Source organism: Pseudomonas sp. NyZ480, assembly GCF_029537255.1.
GTDB classification, from domain to species: Bacteria; Pseudomonadota; Gammaproteobacteria; order Pseudomonadales; family Pseudomonadaceae; genus Aquipseudomonas; species Aquipseudomonas taiwanensis.
The window spans coordinates 3245225-3262432 of the sequence record NZ_CP120626.1 but is presented as its reverse complement, the minus strand read 5'-3'; the positions used below and the strand labels follow the sequence as shown (position 1 = coordinate 3262432).

The 17208-nt window shown below is 60.7% G+C and carries 18 protein-coding genes and 1 pseudogene; 7 read left to right on the top strand and 12 right to left on the bottom strand.

Annotated elements, in window-relative coordinates:
* Positions 1-44: 44 nt before the first annotated feature.
* From P3R38_RS14985 to P3R38_RS14970, 4 genes are all read left to right on the top strand, one after another.
* Complete coding sequence (locus tag P3R38_RS14985) at positions 45-602, top strand: DUF4174 domain-containing protein (RefSeq protein WP_023381049.1); 558 nt, start codon at positions 45-47, stop codon at positions 600-602.
* 172 nt (positions 603-774) lie between these two features.
* Complete coding sequence (locus P3R38_RS14980) at positions 775-1266, top strand: hypothetical protein (protein ID WP_023381048.1); 492 nt, start codon at positions 775-777, stop codon at positions 1264-1266.
* Positions 1267-1337: 71 nt separating this feature from the next.
* On the top strand, positions 1338-2183 hold the full coding sequence (locus tag P3R38_RS14975) for a DUF692 domain-containing protein (protein ID WP_277686348.1): 846 nt from the start codon (positions 1338-1340) through the stop codon (positions 2181-2183).
* On the top strand, positions 2164-2862 hold the full coding sequence (locus tag P3R38_RS14970) for a putative DNA-binding domain-containing protein (RefSeq protein ID WP_023381046.1): 699 nt from the start codon (positions 2164-2166) through the stop codon (positions 2860-2862). The genes P3R38_RS14975 and P3R38_RS14970 overlap by 20 nt, the downstream gene beginning before the upstream one ends.
* Before the next feature lie 3 nt (positions 2863-2865).
* Here the strand turns inward: P3R38_RS14970 and P3R38_RS14965 are convergent, their stop codons facing one another.
* From P3R38_RS14965 to P3R38_RS14945, 5 genes are all read right to left on the bottom strand, one after another.
* Positions 2866-4035 carry a cupin-like domain-containing protein gene (locus P3R38_RS14965; RefSeq protein ID WP_277686347.1) on the bottom strand — a complete coding sequence of 390 codons (1170 nt, stop codon included), beginning with the start codon at positions 4033-4035 and terminating at the stop codon, positions 2866-2868.
* 77 nt (positions 4036-4112) lie between these two features.
* The gene (locus P3R38_RS14960; RefSeq protein ID WP_023381044.1) at positions 4113-4607 is read right to left on the bottom strand and encodes a DoxX family protein; all 495 of its coding nucleotides are present in this window, start codon (positions 4605-4607) and stop codon (positions 4113-4115) included.
* Between the two features lie 14 nt (positions 4608-4621).
* The gene (locus P3R38_RS14955) at positions 4622-5242 is read right to left on the bottom strand and encodes a ferric reductase-like transmembrane domain-containing protein (protein WP_023381043.1); all 621 of its coding nucleotides are present in this window, start codon (positions 5240-5242) and stop codon (positions 4622-4624) included.
* A 146-nt stretch (positions 5243-5388) separates the two neighbouring features.
* Complete coding sequence (locus P3R38_RS14950; protein ID WP_023381042.1) at positions 5389-6675, bottom strand: HAMP domain-containing sensor histidine kinase; 1287 nt, start codon at positions 6673-6675, stop codon at positions 5389-5391.
* Positions 6672-7412: a response regulator gene (locus P3R38_RS14945; RefSeq protein ID WP_023381041.1), complete on the bottom strand. Its 741-nt coding sequence runs from the start codon at positions 7410-7412 to the stop codon at positions 6672-6674. The genes P3R38_RS14950 and P3R38_RS14945 overlap by 4 nt, the downstream gene beginning before the upstream one ends.
* 1106 nt (positions 7413-8518) lie before the next feature.
* Here P3R38_RS14945 and P3R38_RS14940 point away from each other — a divergent pair.
* Together P3R38_RS14940 and P3R38_RS14935 are read left to right on the top strand one after the other, a co-directional pair.
* Positions 8519-9502: a TerC family protein gene (locus P3R38_RS14940; protein WP_104881600.1), complete on the top strand. Its 984-nt coding sequence runs from the start codon at positions 8519-8521 to the stop codon at positions 9500-9502.
* 151 nt (positions 9503-9653) lie between these two features.
* Positions 9654-9880, top strand: a pseudogene (locus tag P3R38_RS14935) (hypothetical protein).
* A gap of 289 nt (positions 9881-10169) precedes the next feature.
* Here P3R38_RS14935 and P3R38_RS14930 read toward each other — a convergent pair.
* The 3 genes from P3R38_RS14930 to P3R38_RS14920 all read right to left on the bottom strand — a co-directional run bounded on the left by P3R38_RS14930 (position 10170) and on the right by P3R38_RS14920 (position 13274).
* Complete coding sequence (locus P3R38_RS14930; protein WP_104881601.1) at positions 10170-10622, bottom strand: four-helix bundle copper-binding protein; 453 nt, start codon at positions 10620-10622, stop codon at positions 10170-10172.
* 108 nt (positions 10623-10730) lie between these two features.
* A complete protein-coding gene (locus P3R38_RS14925) occupies positions 10731-12791 on the bottom strand; it encodes a TonB-dependent receptor (RefSeq protein ID WP_277686346.1) in 2061 nt (686 codons plus the stop codon).
* A 78-nt stretch (positions 12792-12869) separates the two neighbouring features.
* Positions 12870-13274 (bottom strand): DUF2946 family protein, encoded by a 405-nt coding sequence (locus tag P3R38_RS14920; protein ID WP_104881603.1) that lies wholly within the window; start codon positions 13272-13274, stop codon positions 12870-12872.
* Between the two features lie 131 nt (positions 13275-13405).
* Here P3R38_RS14920 and P3R38_RS25125 point away from each other — a divergent pair, with 131 nt between their 5' ends.
* Positions 13406-13726: a DUF2946 family protein gene (locus P3R38_RS25125; RefSeq protein WP_347176204.1), complete on the top strand. Its 321-nt coding sequence runs from the start codon at positions 13406-13408 to the stop codon at positions 13724-13726.
* A 114-nt stretch (positions 13727-13840) separates the two neighbouring features.
* Here the strand turns inward: P3R38_RS25125 and nikE are convergent, their stop codons facing one another.
* The 4 genes from nikE to nikB are packed head-to-tail and all read right to left on the bottom strand — an operon-like array spanning position 13841 to position 17207.
* The gene (gene nikE / locus P3R38_RS14915) at positions 13841-14656 is read right to left on the bottom strand and encodes a nickel import ATP-binding protein NikE (RefSeq protein WP_104881605.1); all 816 of its coding nucleotides are present in this window, start codon (positions 14654-14656) and stop codon (positions 13841-13843) included.
* Positions 14653-15423 (bottom strand): nickel import ATP-binding protein NikD, encoded by a 771-nt coding sequence (nikD, locus tag P3R38_RS14910; RefSeq protein WP_104881606.1) that lies wholly within the window; start codon positions 15421-15423, stop codon positions 14653-14655. Before nikD ends, nikE begins: the two co-directional genes overlap by 4 nt.
* Positions 15424-16269, bottom strand: coding sequence for a nickel ABC transporter permease subunit NikC (gene nikC / locus P3R38_RS14905; protein ID WP_104881607.1), 846 nt, complete (start codon positions 16267-16269; stop codon positions 15424-15426).
* A complete protein-coding gene (gene nikB, locus P3R38_RS14900) occupies positions 16266-17207 on the bottom strand; it encodes a nickel ABC transporter permease subunit NikB (protein ID WP_104881608.1) in 942 nt (313 codons plus the stop codon). The genes nikC and nikB overlap by 4 nt, the downstream gene beginning before the upstream one ends.
* Position 17208 lies beyond the last annotated feature (1 nt).

Sequence of the window (17208 nt, the reverse complement as noted above, 5' to 3'; positions counted from 1 at the left end):
GTGATCTGTAGTCATTGGTTTATCGAAACATTAAGGAGATGCGCATGCTCGTCCGGTCACTGACCCTCGCCACCTTGCTCGCCGTCACAGGCCCTGTGTTCGCCGCCGACAGCGACGCGCCACTGGCCAAGGAACTGGGCAAGGCACGGCCCTTGGTGATCATTGCCCCGAGTTCAGCCGACCCGACCTTGCGGGGGCTGAACGAGGCACTGAAGGACCCCGCGACCCAGGCTGCCTTCAAGGAACGCGGCCTGGTGCTGTACAGCGTCGCCAACATGATGGGCAAGCGCGAGGACAAGAACCTCGAGCAACAGACCACCATGGCCCTGATCCGCGAGCTCAAGCTTGGGGCAAGCAAGGGGACCAAGGTCATTCTGGTGGGCAAGGATGGCGAGCGTCATATGCTCAAGGACGACGACACCGGCGAGAAGATCGACCCACAGGTGATCCTCAAGGCCGTCGACGACCTGCCGGCCAGCGAGAAGACCATCACTGCGCCGGAGCCGGTAGCGGCTGCAGCTGCACCCGAGCCCAAGGCCAAGGACAGCAAGCCGGCGAAACCGGCCAAGCCGGCGGCGCCCCCCAAGCCGCTGGAAGACTGACCACCCTGCACGGACCTCGACTGCCGCCAGCTGACGGGGTCTGAATGTATCGCTGTGTATCTGTCACGGCAACAGACGCATTCTCATACCAAACGCAGATTGTGGTGATACACCTGCGACACATCCAAGCGGCTTAATGGCTCCACTTCCCAACCACAAGTGGAGCAACACCATGACTCATGCACGCAATACTCTCGGACTGCTCGGCGCTGCACTGATCGGTAGCATGGCCTTTGGCAGCACTGCGTTCGCGGCCGAACCGCTGGCCCAGGGTTATCAACTGGCTTCAGCCAAGGTCCCAGGCGAAGGCAAGTGCGGCGAAGGCAAGTGTGGTGGCAGTGCCAAGGCTACTCACGGTGAAGGTAAATGCGGCGAGGGCAAATGTGGCGCCAGCACCAAGGCCGGGGCAGAGGGCAAATGCGGGGAGGGTAAATGTGGCGATGCCTCCTTCGCTCGAACCGATACCGACCACGACGGCAAGGTCTCGCGCCAGGAGTTTCTGGTGGTGGCAAAGGACCGTGCCGCCGACTTCGACAAGATCGACCGCAACCACGATGGTTTCATCTCCGAGCAGGAAGCCTACGATCATCTGAAGTCGATCTACCAGGCCAACGGCAAGGCCATGCCTGACGGGCTATTCAGCCACCTGGCCGGCAAGTCCTGACCCTCACCCTTGCGTTACCCACGACGCTCCCTGCCGGGCAGGCGGGCGTCGTGCCTTATGGAGTGACCGCCATGAATCACAACCCAATGCGTGCCGGCCTGGGCCTGCGTCGCGGATTGCTGCGCGACCTGCTGGTAATGGAAGACGGCGCGGTCGACTTCCTGGAATGCGCGCCGGAAAACTGGATCGGTGTCGGGGGGGCCTATGGCCAGGGGCTGGCACGGTTGGCCGAGCGCTTTCCGATCACCTGCCATGGTCTGTCCCTGTCCCTGGGCGGAAGCCTGCCGCTTGACCGTGCTTTTCTCGACCAGACCCGCCAGTTTCTCGACCGCTACCACGTCGGGTTGTACAGCGAGCACTTGAGCTACTGCAGCGACGATGGCCATCTGTACGACCTGATGCCGATACCGTTCACCGACGAGGCCGTGCACCACGTGGCCGCGCGAATTGGTCAGGTTCAGGACCACCTGCAACGGCGTATCGCCGTGGAGAACATCAGCTATTACGCCGCGCCCTACCAAGCCATGAGCGAGCTGGAGTTCATCAATGCGGTGCTCGATGAAGCCGATTGCGACCTGTTGCTCGACGTCAACAACGTGTTCGTCAATGCCTGTAACCACGGTTACGACGCAGCGGGCTTCCTCAATGGCTTGCCGGTGGCACGAGTAACCGGCATGCATGTGGCCGGGCACTATGACGAGGCGGATGACCTCAAGGTCGATACCCATGGGGCGCCCGTTAAAGAGGCTGTCTGGTCGCTGTTTCACGCTGCCTGTCGGCGCTTCGGTACGCAACCGACGCTGCTGGAACGGGATTTCAACTACCCGCCGCTGGCCGAGCTGCTGGCGGAAACCGCGCGGGTACGCGCCGTGCAACAGGCAGCACAGGAGGACCGTGATGAACGAGACGCTGCGTGACCAGCAATGGCGCCTGGCCCGGCATCTTCGTGACCCGAAGGTGCATGCGCCACCACCGGGCATCGAGGCGAGGCGGCTCAAGGTGTACCGCGATCTGTTCTACGGTTCCATCGAGGGCTTGCTGGCGGGGAGTTTCCCGGTAATGAGGGAGACATTGGGCGATGCCGCCTGGCATGCGCGGGTGCATCACTTCTATGCCAACTACCGCTGCCAGACGCCCTTGTTCACCGAAATTGCCGAAGCCTTCATCGACTATCTGCAAGGCATCGAACTCGACGCACCCTGGCAGCTGGAGCTGGCCCATTACGAGTGGGTCGAAGCGCAGTTGTACCTCAGCGATGCACAGGACCCGCCGCATGACGCCAGGGGTGATCTGCTCGAAGGTGAGCCGCTGTTGTCCTGCACGGCCAGGGTGTTGGCCTATCAATGGCCGGTAGAGCAGATCGGCCCGCCGTTTCAGCCCCAGCAAGCGCCCGCCGCGCCAACCTTGCTGCTGGTCTACCGCGATGCTGACCTGCAGGTGCGCTTCGCCCGGCTGACAGCCATGGCCTATCAACTGCTGGCCGTGGTTTCAGGCACTGGCCGCGCGCGCCTTCAGGCCTTGGGTGATGTAGACCTGCAAGGCCTGGCGTTGCTCACTTCACTGCGCGAGCAAGGTGTGATCGTAGGCACTCGTTGATCTTCAGACGGGGGCGTGCTGGCCGGTCATTCCGGGCAAGGGCGAGTTTCTCCAGCCGCGCCCCGAGTCGACCCAGAAGTTCACCGACAGCGAGGTGGAGCGAGACTCCACCTGGTGGAACCAACCCTCCGGCAAGAACAGCAAGTCCCCCGCCTGCAGCACCACCTCCATGAAATGCACCGCCTGGCAGCCCGGGAAACGCTGCGGATCCGGCGCCTTTGGGTCCACATCGCAACCCTCCAGTCCCCCGTCGGGCGATGTTGCCCAGCAGCCGAGCGCATCGCGATGATGGGGAGCGGCCAGGATGAACGACTTCTCCCCCCACACCTGAGCGAACAAGTTGTCGCTGTCATCGCGATGCAAGGGCGTCAGCGTGCCCTTCGGGCCGATCCAGATCCTTGGTGGTATGAACTGCGCCGCGTTGAAGTAGCGCGGATAGCGAATGTGTTCGAGCAACTGCGCAGGCAGAATGTTGTTGCCCATGTATGCCGGCGGCTGACCGTGTCTGCTTGGCGGGGCGGGTGCATCCAGGCTGGCGATGAATTCGGCCATCGAGGTCGAGCGGAAGTCGCGTTCGGTGGAGAAGGTTTTCTTCACGTAGTCGCCATGGCGGGTGATGCCTTGCAGATTGGCGAACAGCTCCAGCGAAGCCTGGCGACCGATGGTGAACAAAGGCCAGTCCTGCAAAGCATCGCTGATCACCACAGGAATGCCATGCAGCATGTAACGTTCACGGAACGCCTCGACCGACAGGCTGCTGTGCGCACGACGCTCCACGCTGAGCAAGGGCGGCTGGCTGGCTGAAAGGGCATCGCTCAGACGGGGACGTGGAGGGTAACGGCGGTTGGCCTCGACCCTGGGGGCGCTGACGCCATTGAGCGCCATGTCGATGGCCTGAGGCAGCAAAGTGGCAAGGCCAAGATTGCCGTCGATCTTGAGGCGGCCAGTGGCGAACAGTTCCTCGACATTGGCCTGGCCGCCCATGATGCCCATGAAGTCGGGCGTGGCCACTTCGATGGTGACATCCGGGGCAGCATGACGGCCACTGCCGCCTCGGCCGCCGGCCTCGAACCAGCACGCGTGAGTGGCATCGAAGATGAACTGGAAGGTGCCGGTCAGGCCGACACTCCCAGCGTTGGCGAACAGCTTGCCCAGAAGGGTCTGCAGGTCCACGGCGCGTTCTCTTGGTCATTGATCTGAACAGAAAACGAGCGACGCGCCGGGAAATTTATCGGGACCGGGCGTGGCACTCAAGCGTGGCGAAGAAAGCGCTGGCTCAGCCACTGGTCCAGGCTCAACCGTCCGGCGCCCTTGAGCAGCAGCGGTAGCAGTGCGACCAGGTAGATCAGCGGTAACTTGTAGTTGCCAAAGCCCTGGTCGGTAATGGCATAGCCCTGGGCCAGTTCAGCCAGGCTCGACCAGTGCGCCGGCCAGTGCACGGCGGCGATGGCGACCACCGTCACCACCATCAAGCCTGCCGAGGCCAGCCGCGTACCCAGGCCCAACAGCAGCAATAGTGGCAGGATCAGCTCGGCCCACATCGACAGCTGCCAGTTCAACTGCGCCGGCAGATGATTGAAGGGGAAGGGGAAGCTTGCCTGCAGGTCGCCGAACCAGTTGCTGCCGTTGAATTTTTCCAGGCCGGACTCGAAGAACTCCCAGGCCAGGAACAGCCGCAGCGGCAGGTCGGCGCTCCAGGTACCGAAACGGTCGAAAAGGGTCAGGGCGCGGGTCAGGGTCGTCATGGTCAGGGCTCATCTCAGGAAAGGGCGGTGGTGGTGCGGCGTTGGCGCTGGGCCAGCTTGGCGGTGAGCTTGAAGGCAAGGGCGGCGAACATGATGGCGAATGCCACCGGGTACCAGCCGCCCAGGGGGACGCGCTTGTAGAACGAGAAGCAGAACACACCCGCCAGTACCCACATTCCGGTGCTGTGCAAGGTTTTCCAGGCACGCCCGCCCAACAGGCGCATCGGCGCTTTGAACGAGGTCAGGGTGAGCAGCAGCAGGAACAGGTAGCCCACGCTGCCAGGAAGGCTGGAGGTTACCGTGCGACCGGCCCAGAACAACTCGGGGAACTGCTGGGCATAGCGGTAGATCAACAGGCCATGCACGGTGTGCGAGAAAGCGAACGCCAGGCCCAGGAACCGTCGTTCGCGTATCAGCCAGCGGCTGCCACTACCGGGGAGGAAGGTCACCAGCGTCGACGCCAGGAAGGCCAGCAGGAACAACGCGAACGAACTGCGCGCAGTGGCGCGTATCGCGCTGCGCAGCCCATCCGAGCCAATGGGGTGGCTGGCAAGTACCACGGCGGTCATGGCCAAAGTCAGGCCGGCAAGGGCGGCGAACAGCTTCCAGCCGCTGGGCAGGGTGAGGGATTTCATCGAGGGCGCTCCCGGTTGTGGTGGTATGCCGAGAGTGTGAAGGCGGGGGGTATCTGCAGTGTGTCGGTGAAGGGGCGTTTGTGTATCGGACTGTAGCGATCTGGATCGTGGGCAAAGTCATGGGCCAGCGCGGGCGCTGGCCAGACTCACTTCAATTCGATTTGGGCACACAGCCCGCCAGAGGCGCGATTGCTCAGGGTCAGCTGGCCACCCATGGCCTGGGTCAGCTGCTGGGCGATCGCCAGGCCCAGCCCGGTGCCGCCCGTGCTGCGGTTGCGCGAGCCTTCCACCCGGTAGAAGGGCTTGAGCACGTCATCCAGCTCATCAGCAGGAATGCCGGGGCCGTCATCGAGCACGCGGATCAGCGTACTGCCGCCCTCGCGGGACACTTCCAGCTCTGCGGCGCCAGCGAACTTGAGGGCGTTGTCGATCAGGTTCACCAGCACCCGGCGCAGGGCATGGGGACGGGTCTCCAGCAGGCTATCGGTGGTGCCATGCCGGGCGACCTGGGCGCCGCTGTCCTGATAGTCGAACACCACGCTGTCGAGGAAGGCGTCGAGGTTGATCCGGCAAGGCGCTTCGGTGCTGCTGTCCATGCTGCGGGCGTAGGCGACGCCCTCACGCACCAGATGCTCCATGGCGTTGAGGTCGCTCCACAGCTTGTCCTTATCGGCGCCATCGTCCATGACCTCGACCCGCAGCTTCATGCGGGTAATGGGGGTTTGCAGGTCATGGGAGATCGCGGCCAGCAGTTGCATGCGCTCCTTCAAGTAAGCGGCGATTCGCGCCTGCAGCGCGTTGAACGCAGCCGCGGCGTAGCGAACTTCTCGCGGGCCGCTTTCGTCCAGTTGCACGCCAGGTTTGTCCGGGTCCAGGTTGTCTACGGCCTGGGCCAGGCGGGTCAGTGGGCCGATGGCCAGGCGCACGGCCATCCAGGTGCACAGCAACAGGACAAGCAACTGGATCAGCAGCACCGTTGGCAGCCAGGTAGCCATGGGCACCGGTGCCGGCGTGACATCGATGGTCAAGGGCGCGCCATCCGCCAGGCGTAAATGGACCTGGAAGTGCGCATTCGGGCCAGGGATATCCTGGAAGGTCAGGCGGTAGTCATGGCCGATGGCTTTTACGATCGAATCGGCGGCCATCGGCGGGTTCTCGGTTGGCATCGCTTCGCCCGACTCCCCCGGGTCGAGCCGGTAGCGGTAGGTGCGCCGCTCCAGGCGAGGCAGCCAGCTGGCGCGCTCGGCCGCAGGCAGGCGGTCGAGGATGGCTACCGAGGTGGCGACGTCTTGTTCCAGATTGCTGAGCATCATCGAGCGGCTGCTGACGAACCGCTCATAGGCCTGCAGGCTGAACGACAGCCCATAGGCCAGTACCAATCCGGTGAAGAAGATCAGGGCCAGGCGCGAGGCCAGGGTGCGGGGCCATTTCATGAGGGTGACTCGAGCAGCTGCACGGGCAGTGAAAAGACGTAGCCTTCGCTGCGTACGGTCTTGATGCAGCTGGGCTCCCGAGCGTCGTCGCCCAGGCGCTGGCGCAAGCGACTGACCAGCAGGTCGATGGAGCGGTCGAAGATGTCCGCCTCGCGGCCCTGGGTAAGGTTGAGCAACTGCTCGCGGCTCAGCACCCGTTGCGGATGGTCGAGGAACACCCGCAGCAAGCGGTACTCGGCGCCGCTGAGCGCCACCAGGGTGCCTTCGCTGTCGAGCAAGTGACGTGCGGTGGTGTCAAGGCGCCACTGGCCGAAGCCGAGCAGGCGGCTGCTTTCGCTGATGGTCAGGTTGGGCGGCAGCATGCGGGTCCGACGCAGCACCGCGTTGATGCGAGCGAGCAGTTCGCGGGCGGAGAAGGGCTTGGTCAGGTAGTCGTCTGCGCCCATCTCCAGGCCGATGATGCGGTCGGTCTCGTCGTTGCGGGCGGTCAGCATCAGCACCGGGGTATTGCGGTGCTTGCCGGCACGCAGTTCGCGGCACAACAGCAGGCCGTCGTCACCGGGCATCATGATGTCGAGCACGATCAGGTCGACGCTGTTGGCTTCGAGGAAGGCGCGCATCTGCCGGCCATCGGCAACGATGCTGGTGCGCAGGCCGCTCTTTTTCAGGTAGTTGCCGACCAGCTCGCGGATTTCGCGGTCATCGTCGACGACCAGGATGTGATCGACGTGTTCCATCTAAAGCGTTCCTGTTCAGAAGGGTTGGGCGCAGTGTACCGAGCCTTTGCGTACTTGCCTGCGGCGCTTTGTATTGCAGTGTATCTGTACCAGATACAGTAACTGGCTTAAGGTACTGAATTTAAAGGAGATTGACTGGCCTCCAGAAATCTTCCCCCAATATATCCCCAAAACTAAAATACAAAACCAGGCGAAATCGATCCCTGCAGAGCCCCGGCTATCGAGGTACATATCGGTCATTTTGGCAATATGGTGTCCGAGTCGCCGCTGGGCATCCCGGCCTTCTTGTTCATGGAGCCGTGCAGCCAACGACCCCTGTTCATGGAATGGCGGTGGGCTGTTCCCCAGTACCAAACCCAGCTTCGCTACCGCCCGGTCTCGAGCTGCCGCGAACTCTTTGCTGATGGTGTCTGGCATGATCGTTGCGCCCGCTTTGACGCGAGCGACTGTTCGGTGATGGTGCGCCAGCTGCTTTGCAACCACCCTGTCACGACAACGTCGTATCACCTCAACTAGGCTCAGGCCTATGCGCCCCAGCGTGATGCTGATCCTGAGCCTGGCTCCTGTCTTCGACTTAACTACCTGCAGGAAACCCTCCACCTCGTCTTTGAACCTGAAAGAGAGAATGTCTTGCCGGTGCTGGCCAGTGAGAAGGGCTAGGCTCTGGACGAAAAGCCTTGAAACTCGGTGATGCTGCGTTGAAAACAGCCTTGCCTGACCTTCGTCTCAAGACTTTTCATAAAGACCCTAGCCATGGCCTCCATGAAAATGTCCTTTTGCTGAGAGCGGTGATTAACCACCCGGACAACGGATGCGGCTGTTGATGGCTTCCACTTCAAATACATAGAGTTCAGCTGGTAGCCCTGCCTGTGCGATTGGGGGGGGATAGCTAATAGGAACGCCCTATTAAAATCCATCTCGATAATGTTTTTATCAATTTTCTTTAGATTATCTAATTTGGTTATGACATGTTTTGTAAATCAATTCTACTTGCGAGCTTAAAAGCCTCGATAAAATATTGGCTCGTGACGCCGGGCCCCTCTGACGGTTAACAGCCGCCATGTCGGAGTCATAGTTGTTAAACTACGACTGTCGAGGAGGGGCCTATGTCTGCCCTCAGTGCTTATCTCTCTCAAGATGTTTTTGGTACTGATCTATGGCTCTGGCTGTCTTTCTTTGCCGTTGTCTTGACCCTGTTGGCTCTTGATCTAGGAGTTCTTCATCGCGGCAATCGTGAGATTGGGGTCAAAGAAAGCCTAATGCTCTCTGCAGGCTATATTGGCATGGGGCTGCTGTTCGCAATTTGGGTTTATTTCCAGAAGGGAAGCGATGCCAGTATGGACTATGTGACAGGTTTCTTGATTGAGAAATCCTTGTCCATGGATAACGTTTTTGTGATCGCGCTAATATTTAGCTTTCTAGCTATACCACGGCAGTACCAACACAGGGTCCTATTCTGGGGGATCATGGGGGTGATCGTACTGAGAGCTATCATGATCGGCCTTGGTGCGGCGCTCATCGCGAAATTCAGTTGGGTGCTCTACTTGTTTGGTGCTTTCCTAGTATTTACGGGTATAAAAATGCTGTTTGCGCGTGTCGATCATGCCCCGGATCTAGAAAATAACCGTTTTGTCAAGTATTTGCGTAGTCATCTCCGCGTTACCAAGGAGCTGCACGGGCAAAGTTTTCTGGTGAGCTTGCCAGACGCAAGAGGTAAAAATGTTTTATGGGTGACGCCGCTTTTCCTTGCGCTTGTTCTTATCGAGTGCGCCGACTTGGTGTTTGCTGTTGATAGTGTGCCTGCTATATTTGCCATTACCCAAGATCCTTTCATAGTCTATACATCTAATATTTTTGCTATTCTCGGTTTGCGAGCCCTTTATTTTGCGCTGGCAGCCATGATAAGTCGTTTTGTTTATCTGAAGTATGCGTTGGCACTGGTGCTCGTATTCATTGGCGCAAAAATTTTCCTTCATGATATAGTTGGTAAAGTCCCGGCAGAGCTATCTTTAAGCGTGACAATAGGTCTTCTGCTGGGTGGGGTTGTGGTTTCGCTTTGGAAAACTAAATTGCCTAAAGAGGCTGATTAACTTTCCATTGAAAGTGTGCAAGAGTACCCTCCGGCCCCTTTGCTTGGGTGGATCATTGAGCGAGAGAGTTTGCGCAATGACCATGCTGGATTCGCCGGACAGTGCCGAGGAAAGTCCTATAATGCGCTGGTCAGATGATCGGAGCGGTACCGTGGATAAGCACAGCTTTATAGGGATGGTCGAGGCTGGCGAGCAGCTGATTCAAAAGTCCTTTGATGCCATGCGCAAGTACCACCACGCCCAAGACCATGGCGCTCATCCAGAAGAGGTGGAGCGCCATTGGCTGCTGGCGGAGCCCACTGGTTGAGTCGGTTTCTGGCCACCTGTTCCGTGTCCATAGGGAAGGCTCCCGGGAAGGATTTGCCCCCACGGCACTAGGTTAGCGATTGCCGGATCAGCACTGTAACTAGTGTGCGATAGCCACCCGCGCCGCCAGGGTACTCTGCGACCTGCTCGCACGGGCTGAGTGATCGGGAGAACTGTCGACAGCTGATGACCGTGCCCGAATAGCTGGCGAACAGTGTGACCGTGAATATGACCGTCTTTCGAAGGTCTCCGCCTAGATACGCTAGGGCCGAGCAGGAATGGCCGCTATCGACCCATAGCTGCCGTTCCCTCGCGGCAGCAGTCGGCCAAACAATTGCCAATCACCGTATGTACAGACGTGTCATGCCGCTACTGCCTGGCACTCTTTGAAGCAAGCCGCGCACGAGTCAGCGCAAGCTTTGCATTCTGCGTGCTGATTCTCATATTTCCGACACTGCTTCTCGCAACTGGCACAGACGTCAGCGGTGACCCTAGCCATCGCTGGAGTAAATTGGGAATTTTGAGCTGCCAGCTTCAAAAGAGCATCACAGGTGGCGAGTAACTCGCTAACCGATTGAGCGCAGGCAGCCATCTCTTTGTCGCCCTGACCCAACAAGCTTATGCAATGAGCAAGACAGGCTTCCCCTGTTTTCAAGCAATCCGCGTTGGTGTTGATCAGACCTGCATGGTCCTTACCGCCAGATGCCCCAAGTTCGTGGTGGTGCTCATGTTTTTCCCCTGCTGCCATCACAGAAGTGGTCATGGCCACGGCAACAGTTCCCGCAACAGCTTTCAGCATTTCACGTCGTTGCATCGATCGTTCCTTTGAATGGAGTCGGCAGGGCGCCGCCGGAGCTTCCGCATGCTGCCCCGACCGATCCAAACATAGAATGATTATGAGAAAACTGAAAGCTCCCGGCTCTCAAAAATCGAACGTTAAACCTGCATAAACTGCGCGGCCATCTCCCGGCGAATGCAAGGATGCGCCCGCCCCGTCCGGGTCGTACCAGACGTATTCGTAGTAACGGTCGGTCAGGTTTTTCAATTGAAGATCCACACTCAATGACTTACTCAGCCTGTAGGACGCTCCAATGTTCATGAGGACATAGCCGCCATAGGTGCCTTGTGTGTTTTCCCGCTCCAAGTAGTAGTTAGTCTGGCCATTCATCCACGCGGTCAACTGCAATGCTGGGGTGGCCTGATAACTGATACCGGTGTTCCATAGATGATGCGGAACGTGGTCGATTTCCTGTCCTTTGCTACTTGGAAGCGCGCTGCTTGGCTCCAAGATCTTGGAGTATTGCCAGGAATACGACATCCAAACCTCGGCACGTTCGTCCGGGTGCAGATTCACTTGCAGGTCATAGCCCCACCGGCGCGTTTCGCCGACGTTGTCGGATTCCCCACTCGGATCGTTCAAGCGACGGCTGACCTCCCCAGTGGCATCCTGGCGCCAATAGGCGACGCGCCCGTCGATCCAACTGGCCGGGGTGAACTTCACTCCCGTTTCCCAGCCCTCGTTAATCGAGGGCTCCAGATCTTCGTTGCGCGGCGGTACCTTGTAAGCTGCGGCGCCAGTACCCACCTGGAAGGTCCGGCCCCAGTTGGCGTAGACGCTGGCGAACTTCCATGGCGAGTAGACAATACTGAGCTTGGGTTGCTTGATCAGCCCATAGTCGTTGATGTCCGAATCCTGCCCGGTCATCTTGTTGGTGAAATCGCCGCTGATCTTGTCGACGCGGTATGCCGGGACAATCTTCAGCGCCTCGAACGGCTCGATTTCGGCCTGGACATACGCCCCGACAGTGTTGAAATCGAAATCCTGGTCACGGGTCTGCGCCTGCCGTACGCGGCTGATCGTGCGATAGCGCTCGCTGCGGTTCTCCTGCTTCTGCATGTCGCTGCCGCCTTCGAGGGCAAAGGCATGCAGCCAGTCCACCTCCGGGCGCCAGGTCAGTGACGTGATCGCCCCATACTGAGTCTCGTAGGCATCACGTTCTTGCTGCGAGCTGGTGCGCCAATATTGCGTCCAGCGCCGGTCATCGAAGGTATTCACGTAGGTCTTGGTCGACCAGGACAGGGTGTCAGCCAGTTCAGTATCGAAATGCAGGCTGACCTGGTTCATCCGCCGCGTACCCTTGTCGGTGGCGTTGTAGTCGTTGCTCATGCGTGGGTAATGGCGGGCATCATCCTTGGTCAGGTAGCCGGCTTCCTGAGCTTCGGTTTCGTAGTGACGGGCGATCAAACCCAGTCGATAGCTGGCATCGTCTGGGGTGTAGAACCATTTGCCGCTGAAGCTATAGCGTTCGGTATCGGCGTGGTCGCGGTAGCCATCGATCAGTTGGCGGGCGAAGAAGTAGTTCTGGGTCCAGTTGCTGGTCTCGATGCCCTTCGCCAGTTGCACTTCCCGGGTATTGAAGCTGCCGTAGCGCAGGCGAGCTTTGTTGTAGTTGCCGCCCGTATGGGTGTTGATGTTGACGTTACCAGCGATGTTGTTCAGGCCATAGCGCGGATCGCTCGTGCCACGCACCACCTCGATGCTGTCGATGTCCATGGGGAACACCGAGTCGATGAAAGGCATGTTGCCGTCGTTGGTGTTGCTGGGGATCCCGTCGATCAAAAGCTTCACGGCGTTGACTTCGCCTTCGCCGTTGAAGCCTCGGAACGACAGCTTGCCTGAAGTCGTACCTTGGTTGAATTCAGTCAACATGACGCCCGGTGCGCGACTGAACAGCTCCCAACTGTAGGCGACGGGCATCTTTTCAATGATATCGCCACCGAGGATGTCCACGGAGCTGAGCACGCTGCTGGTCGCCAGCGGGCCGGCAGATGTGCCACTAACCGTGACGGCACCCAAGGTCAGGGTAGAGTTTTCACTGGGTAGCGTTTCGGCCACTGCGCGTGAGAGCGGGCTAAGCGTGGAGACACAGGTTAGGGCAAGCACGGGCAGGACGGCGCGTGCGGTAGTGCGGGACGCATTCATTGAAAGCGGTTCCTGGCTGGACAGTCGGGTGCAGCCTGCTCCCAATTAAAGGGCAGCGAGGCGTGAAATGGCGACGTATCAGGCCAAGGGGGATGCGCGCGGGGGAATGGCGGGCCATAGCTGACGAGGCAGCGGTAAATCTGGATCCTCGCCCAAGAGTAAGGTGTCCGGCCAAAAGCGCGGATACAGGTGTTTGAAATAATCGTTTGGCAAAGCAGCCTGACCAGCATGACCGCAACAGCAGTCGCCTACTTGCGATTTGATGTCGGCATGATTGGAAAGGTCGGACTGATCAAGCTTGAGCTGAGCCAGCAAGGACTTAGGCAGGCTCTGAACACCGTGCAGGCTGCAAAAACTGCCCAGGATCAGCGACTCATCGACGGTAGACTCCCGCAACGCACGGTCGAGCGGCATCGCCAGCAGGTTAAACATCACTGCAAAACAGGCGAGGAGCAACAGCTGGGTGCGAATGCGCAAACGCATGAATCGTCCTTGAGCGGGGATGGGGGCATTAAGCCGTATCGCCGTAAATCTGTAAAAGTTCAGGGGCGCGCCATTTTGACGCAGAGCTGTTCAAGTGGCTCGGAACCGTCTGTCAATGCGACATTCCCTCGATGAACAGCTACCGCTTACGCCCGTTGATTGCCTGGACGCTCTATGCTTGCGTCCTCTTTAACCTATTGTCGTGCGGTTTTGCCCATGGCCAGATTAGTGCGCCTTCGTTGCATGGCGCCGGCGGGCAGTTTTGTTCCCTTCAACATAACGCGTTGCCTGCGCCGATGAAGGACATCGCAGGCAGCCATGATTCTTTGAACTCAGAGCAGGCCCCGTGTCCGCTTTGCAGATGCGCCATCGTGGTGTTGTTGGCACTCTTTGCGTTGACCTGGCCGCGGCTCATACCTGCAAACCTCGGAGGCCAGGAGTCGCGTTGCTAGGCACCGCTTCGCTATTCCTGGCCCTCGGCCAACCGTCGGGCATCTCCTCAGATTCTGCAAGCCTGATCGCCTGCTCTCGACCCATTGGTGATGAGCGCTAATGCGCTCAATTGTTCATGCGAGAGATGTGCTGACCCGAGCGCAGGTCTTTGTCGGGCGTTCAGGCAGCACAGCGGCTTGCAGTTGCCTGCCGGTCGGATGCTCGAACGACAGATCTCCGCTCACTGTGCGGTCCTCGACGATGCTTCCTGCGTCCAGCACCACAACCCGCTGGCAGAAGTAGCGCACCAGGGTTAGGTCATGGGTGATCAGCACAAAGGCTGTGCCCTGGTCGCGACGCAGTGCATCGAGCAGTTGCAGCAGTTGCAGCTGCAGCACGCGATCCAGGTTCGACAGCGCCTCATCGAGCACCACCAGCTTTGGCGAGATTGCCAGGGCTCGAGCGATGTTGGCCCGTTGTAACTGACCACCGCTGAGCTGTTGGGGCAGGCGCTCGGCATGTTCGGCGTCCAGCCCCATCTGCTCCAGCAGCTCAACAGTTCGCCTGTGGCGGGCGGTTTCATCCAGATCGCTCAGGTGACGCAGGGGCTCGGCGATGCTCCAGGCGATGCTGCGCTGCGGGTTGAATGCGCCCGGCGCGTCTTGGAACACCAACTGCACGGTACGCTGGAAGGCTCGTGCCTGTTCGCCGCGCAACTGACTGACGGCTTGCCCGGCGAAGCTCACCTGGCCCTGGCTTGGCGTTTCCAGCCCGAGCAGCAAGCGGGCGAGGGTGCTCTTGCCACTGCCGCTGCCGCCCAGCAGGCCGACCGATTCACCGGCCTGAAGTTGCAGGTCGATGCTATCGAGCACCTGCAGCCAGCCGCGTTTTCGCAATAGCCCGCCGGTGCGGTAGCGGTGGCTCAGTTGGTGGGCGTGCAGCAGGCTCATAGGTAGCTCCCGGAGAGGGTCTGATGGGCGTCGAGCAGGGTTCGGGCGGTGCTGCTTGCAGGCTGCTCGAACAGTGCGTGCACGGGCTGAAATTCGACGATGCGGCCTGCCTCCATCACCGCCACCTGGCCAGCGCAGCGGGCGACCACGCCCATGTCGTGAGTGACCAGCAAAACGCCCAGGCCATGCCGTTCGACCAGCTCCATCAGCAGGTCGAGAAAACGCGCCTGGCTCACGGCATCGAGGTCGCTGGTGGGCTCGTCGGCCAGCAGGAACGGGGTTTCGGCCATCAGCGCCAGGGCGATCATCATGCGCTGCAGCATGCCGCCGCTCAGTTGAAAGGCGAACGCCTGCAGGATGCGCGCGTGATCCGCCAGGCCCACGGCGCTCAGGCAGTCGGCCATGCGCTCGCGGGCGGCGGCACCGGTGGTGCCGCGCAGGCGTAGCGTCTCTAGCCCATGGCTGGCCATGTCGCGTACCGGGTTGAAGGCGCTGCGCGGATTTTGCAGCACCAGGCTGGCCAGGCGGCCGCGTGTCTTAGCGGCGCTCACTGGCTGGCCGTCGAGCAGCAACTGGCCGTGCGTGCGCACAAGGCCGGCCGGCAAGAGGTCGAGCATGCCCAGGCAACTCAGCGACTTGCCCGAACCACTGGCGCCGACCAGAGCGCAGACTTCGCCGCGGCGCAGTTGCAGGTCGACGCCCTGCACCAGCAGGCCGGCTTGGGCCTCGATGCGCAGGCCACGGACTTCGAGGATCGATGGGGTCATCTAGTTGTGCCCTCGGGTCGGGTCGAGGCGGTCGCGCAGGGCATCGCCCAACAGATTGAAAGCCATCACTGAGAAGAAGATCATCAGTCCCGGCAACAGCAGCAACTGCGGGTGGGTCCAGATGAACTCCTTGGCGTCGTTAATCATCACACCCCATTCGGCGGTCGGCGGTGTCACCCCCAGGCCGAGGAAGGACAAGCCCGAGACGTGCAGCATCATGTGCCCGATGTCCATGGTCGCCAGCACCAGCAGCGGGCCGGCAATGTTGGGCAGCACATGCTGGCGCAGGCGGCTCCAGCGCGAAGCGCCGGCTAGCCGTGCGGCCAGCACGTATTCGCGCCCGCGCTGGGCGATCACCATGCCGCGCACCATGCGTGCGTACCAGGCCCAATGGGACAGGGCGATGGCGACGATCACGTTGGTCAGGCCAGTGCCGAGCAGGGTGACGAAGAAGAACGCCAGCACCAAGGTCGGGAACGTCATGAACATGTCGCACAGGCGCATCAGCAGCAGGTCGGTGCGCCCGCCGATAAAGCCGGCCACACCGCCAACGGCCAGCCCGAGGGCCAGGACTAGCGCCAGGGTCAGCATCACACTGCCTAGCGACAGCCTGGTGCCGACGATCAGACGTGAAAGCAGGTCGCGGCCTAGGTGATCAGTGCCCAGCCAGTGGCTCGCGTTTGGCGGCATCAAGCGCTGGCTGAGGTCGACCAGGTCAGGATCGTGCGGGGTCAGCCACTGGCCGAACACGGCCAGCACTACCAGCAAGCCGACCAGCAACGAACCGAGGAGTAGGCCCGTTTGACCGGCCAGTACCGGTCGACGAATCGTCGAGAGAACGCTCATGCGCTTGCGCCCTCTAGGCGGCTGCGCGGGTCAAGCCAGGCATAGCAAACGTCCACCACTAGGTTGCAGACCATCAGCAGGCCGGTCAGCAGCAGGGTGAAGCACTGCATTACCGGGAAATCGCGGTTGAGCACTGCCGAGACGGCGAAGCGGCCCACGCCGGGCCAGGCGAAGATGGTCTCGATCACCAGCGCACCGCCGATCAGTTCGCCCACGTGCATGCCGGTGGCGGTGACGAAGGGCAGCCAGGCGTTGCGCAACACATGGTCACGCCACACCTGGCGGTCGGGCAGGCCGCGGGCGCGGGCATAGGTGACATGCCGCTGGCCGCTGGCTTCGAGCAGACTCGCGCGCAGCAGGCGGGCGTTGATCGACATCGACATCAGCGCGATGGCCAGCACCGGCATGATCAAGTGCCCGGCCGTGCCGCGCCCGAGTGGCGGCAGCCAGCCCAGCCACAGCGAGAACAGCGCGATCAGCAAGAATGCCAACCAGAAGTTGGGCATCGACACTCCCAGGAAGGTCACCGCTCGCACCGCTTGGTCGGGCCAGCGGCCTTGCCAGCGTGCCGCCAGCAACCCCAGCGGTATCGACATCAACAGTGTGCAGGCCAGGGCCAGTCCGCTCAGTTGCAAGGTGGCGGGCAGGTAGTACAGCAGGTCATCGAGTACCGGCCGACCGGTGAGGTAGGAAATTCCGAAATCCAGGTGCAGGGCGTTCCACAGCCAAGTCAGGTATTGCGCGTGCAAGGGCCGGTCCAGCCCCAGGGTGTGGCGCACTTCGGCGATGGCCGCATCGGTTGGCGGGATGTGCGACAGGCGCAGGTAATCCAGCGCCGGGTCCGTGCTGCCCAGGTGCAGCAGCACGAACACCAGCAGCGACACGCCGAACATCACCGGCACCAGCATCACAAGGCGCATCAAGATGTAGCGCAGCATG

Bases quoted from the DNA above. Each gene is read 5' to 3' on its own strand.
- P3R38_RS14985 (WP_023381049.1), top strand. From the start codon at position 45: ATGCTCGTCCGGTCACTGACCCTCGCCACCTTGCTCGCCGTCACAGGC.
- P3R38_RS14980 (WP_023381048.1), top strand. From the start codon at position 775: ATGACTCATGCACGCAATACTCTCGGACTGCTCGGCGCTGCACTGATC.
- P3R38_RS14975 (WP_277686348.1), top strand. From the start codon at position 1,338: ATGAATCACAACCCAATGCGTGCCGGCCTGGGCCTGCGTCGCGGATTG.
- P3R38_RS14970 (WP_023381046.1), top strand. From the start codon at position 2,164: ATGAACGAGACGCTGCGTGACCAGCAATGGCGCCTGGCCCGGCATCTT.
- P3R38_RS14960 (WP_023381044.1), bottom strand. From the start codon at position 4,607: ATGACGACCCTGACCCGCGCCCTGACCCTTTTCGACCGTTTCGGTACC.
- P3R38_RS14955 (WP_023381043.1), bottom strand. From the start codon at position 5,242: ATGAAATCCCTCACCCTGCCCAGCGGCTGGAAGCTGTTCGCCGCCCTT.
- P3R38_RS14950 (WP_023381042.1), bottom strand. From the start codon at position 6,675: ATGAAATGGCCCCGCACCCTGGCCTCGCGCCTGGCCCTGATCTTCTTC.
- P3R38_RS14945 (WP_023381041.1), bottom strand. From the start codon at position 7,412: ATGGAACACGTCGATCACATCCTGGTCGTCGACGATGACCGCGAAATC.
- P3R38_RS14940 (WP_104881600.1), top strand. From the start codon at position 8,519: ATGTCTGCCCTCAGTGCTTATCTCTCTCAAGATGTTTTTGGTACTGAT.
- P3R38_RS14930 (WP_104881601.1), bottom strand. From the start codon at position 10,622: ATGCAACGACGTGAAATGCTGAAAGCTGTTGCGGGAACTGTTGCCGTG.
- P3R38_RS14925 (WP_277686346.1), bottom strand. From the start codon at position 12,791: ATGAATGCGTCCCGCACTACCGCACGCGCCGTCCTGCCCGTGCTTGCC.
- P3R38_RS14920 (WP_104881603.1), bottom strand. From the start codon at position 13,274: ATGCGTTTGCGCATTCGCACCCAGCTGTTGCTCCTCGCCTGTTTTGCA.
- P3R38_RS25125 (WP_347176204.1), top strand. From the start codon at position 13,406: ATGAACAGCTACCGCTTACGCCCGTTGATTGCCTGGACGCTCTATGCT.
- nikE (WP_104881605.1), bottom strand. From the start codon at position 14,656: ATGAGCCTGCTGCACGCCCACCAACTGAGCCACCGCTACCGCACCGGC.
- nikD (WP_104881606.1), bottom strand. From the start codon at position 15,423: ATGACCCCATCGATCCTCGAAGTCCGTGGCCTGCGCATCGAGGCCCAA.
- nikC (WP_104881607.1), bottom strand. From the start codon at position 16,269: ATGAGCGTTCTCTCGACGATTCGTCGACCGGTACTGGCCGGTCAAACG.
- nikB (WP_104881608.1), bottom strand. From the start codon at position 17,207: ATGCTGCGCTACATCTTGATGCGCCTTGTGATGCTGGTGCCGGTGATG.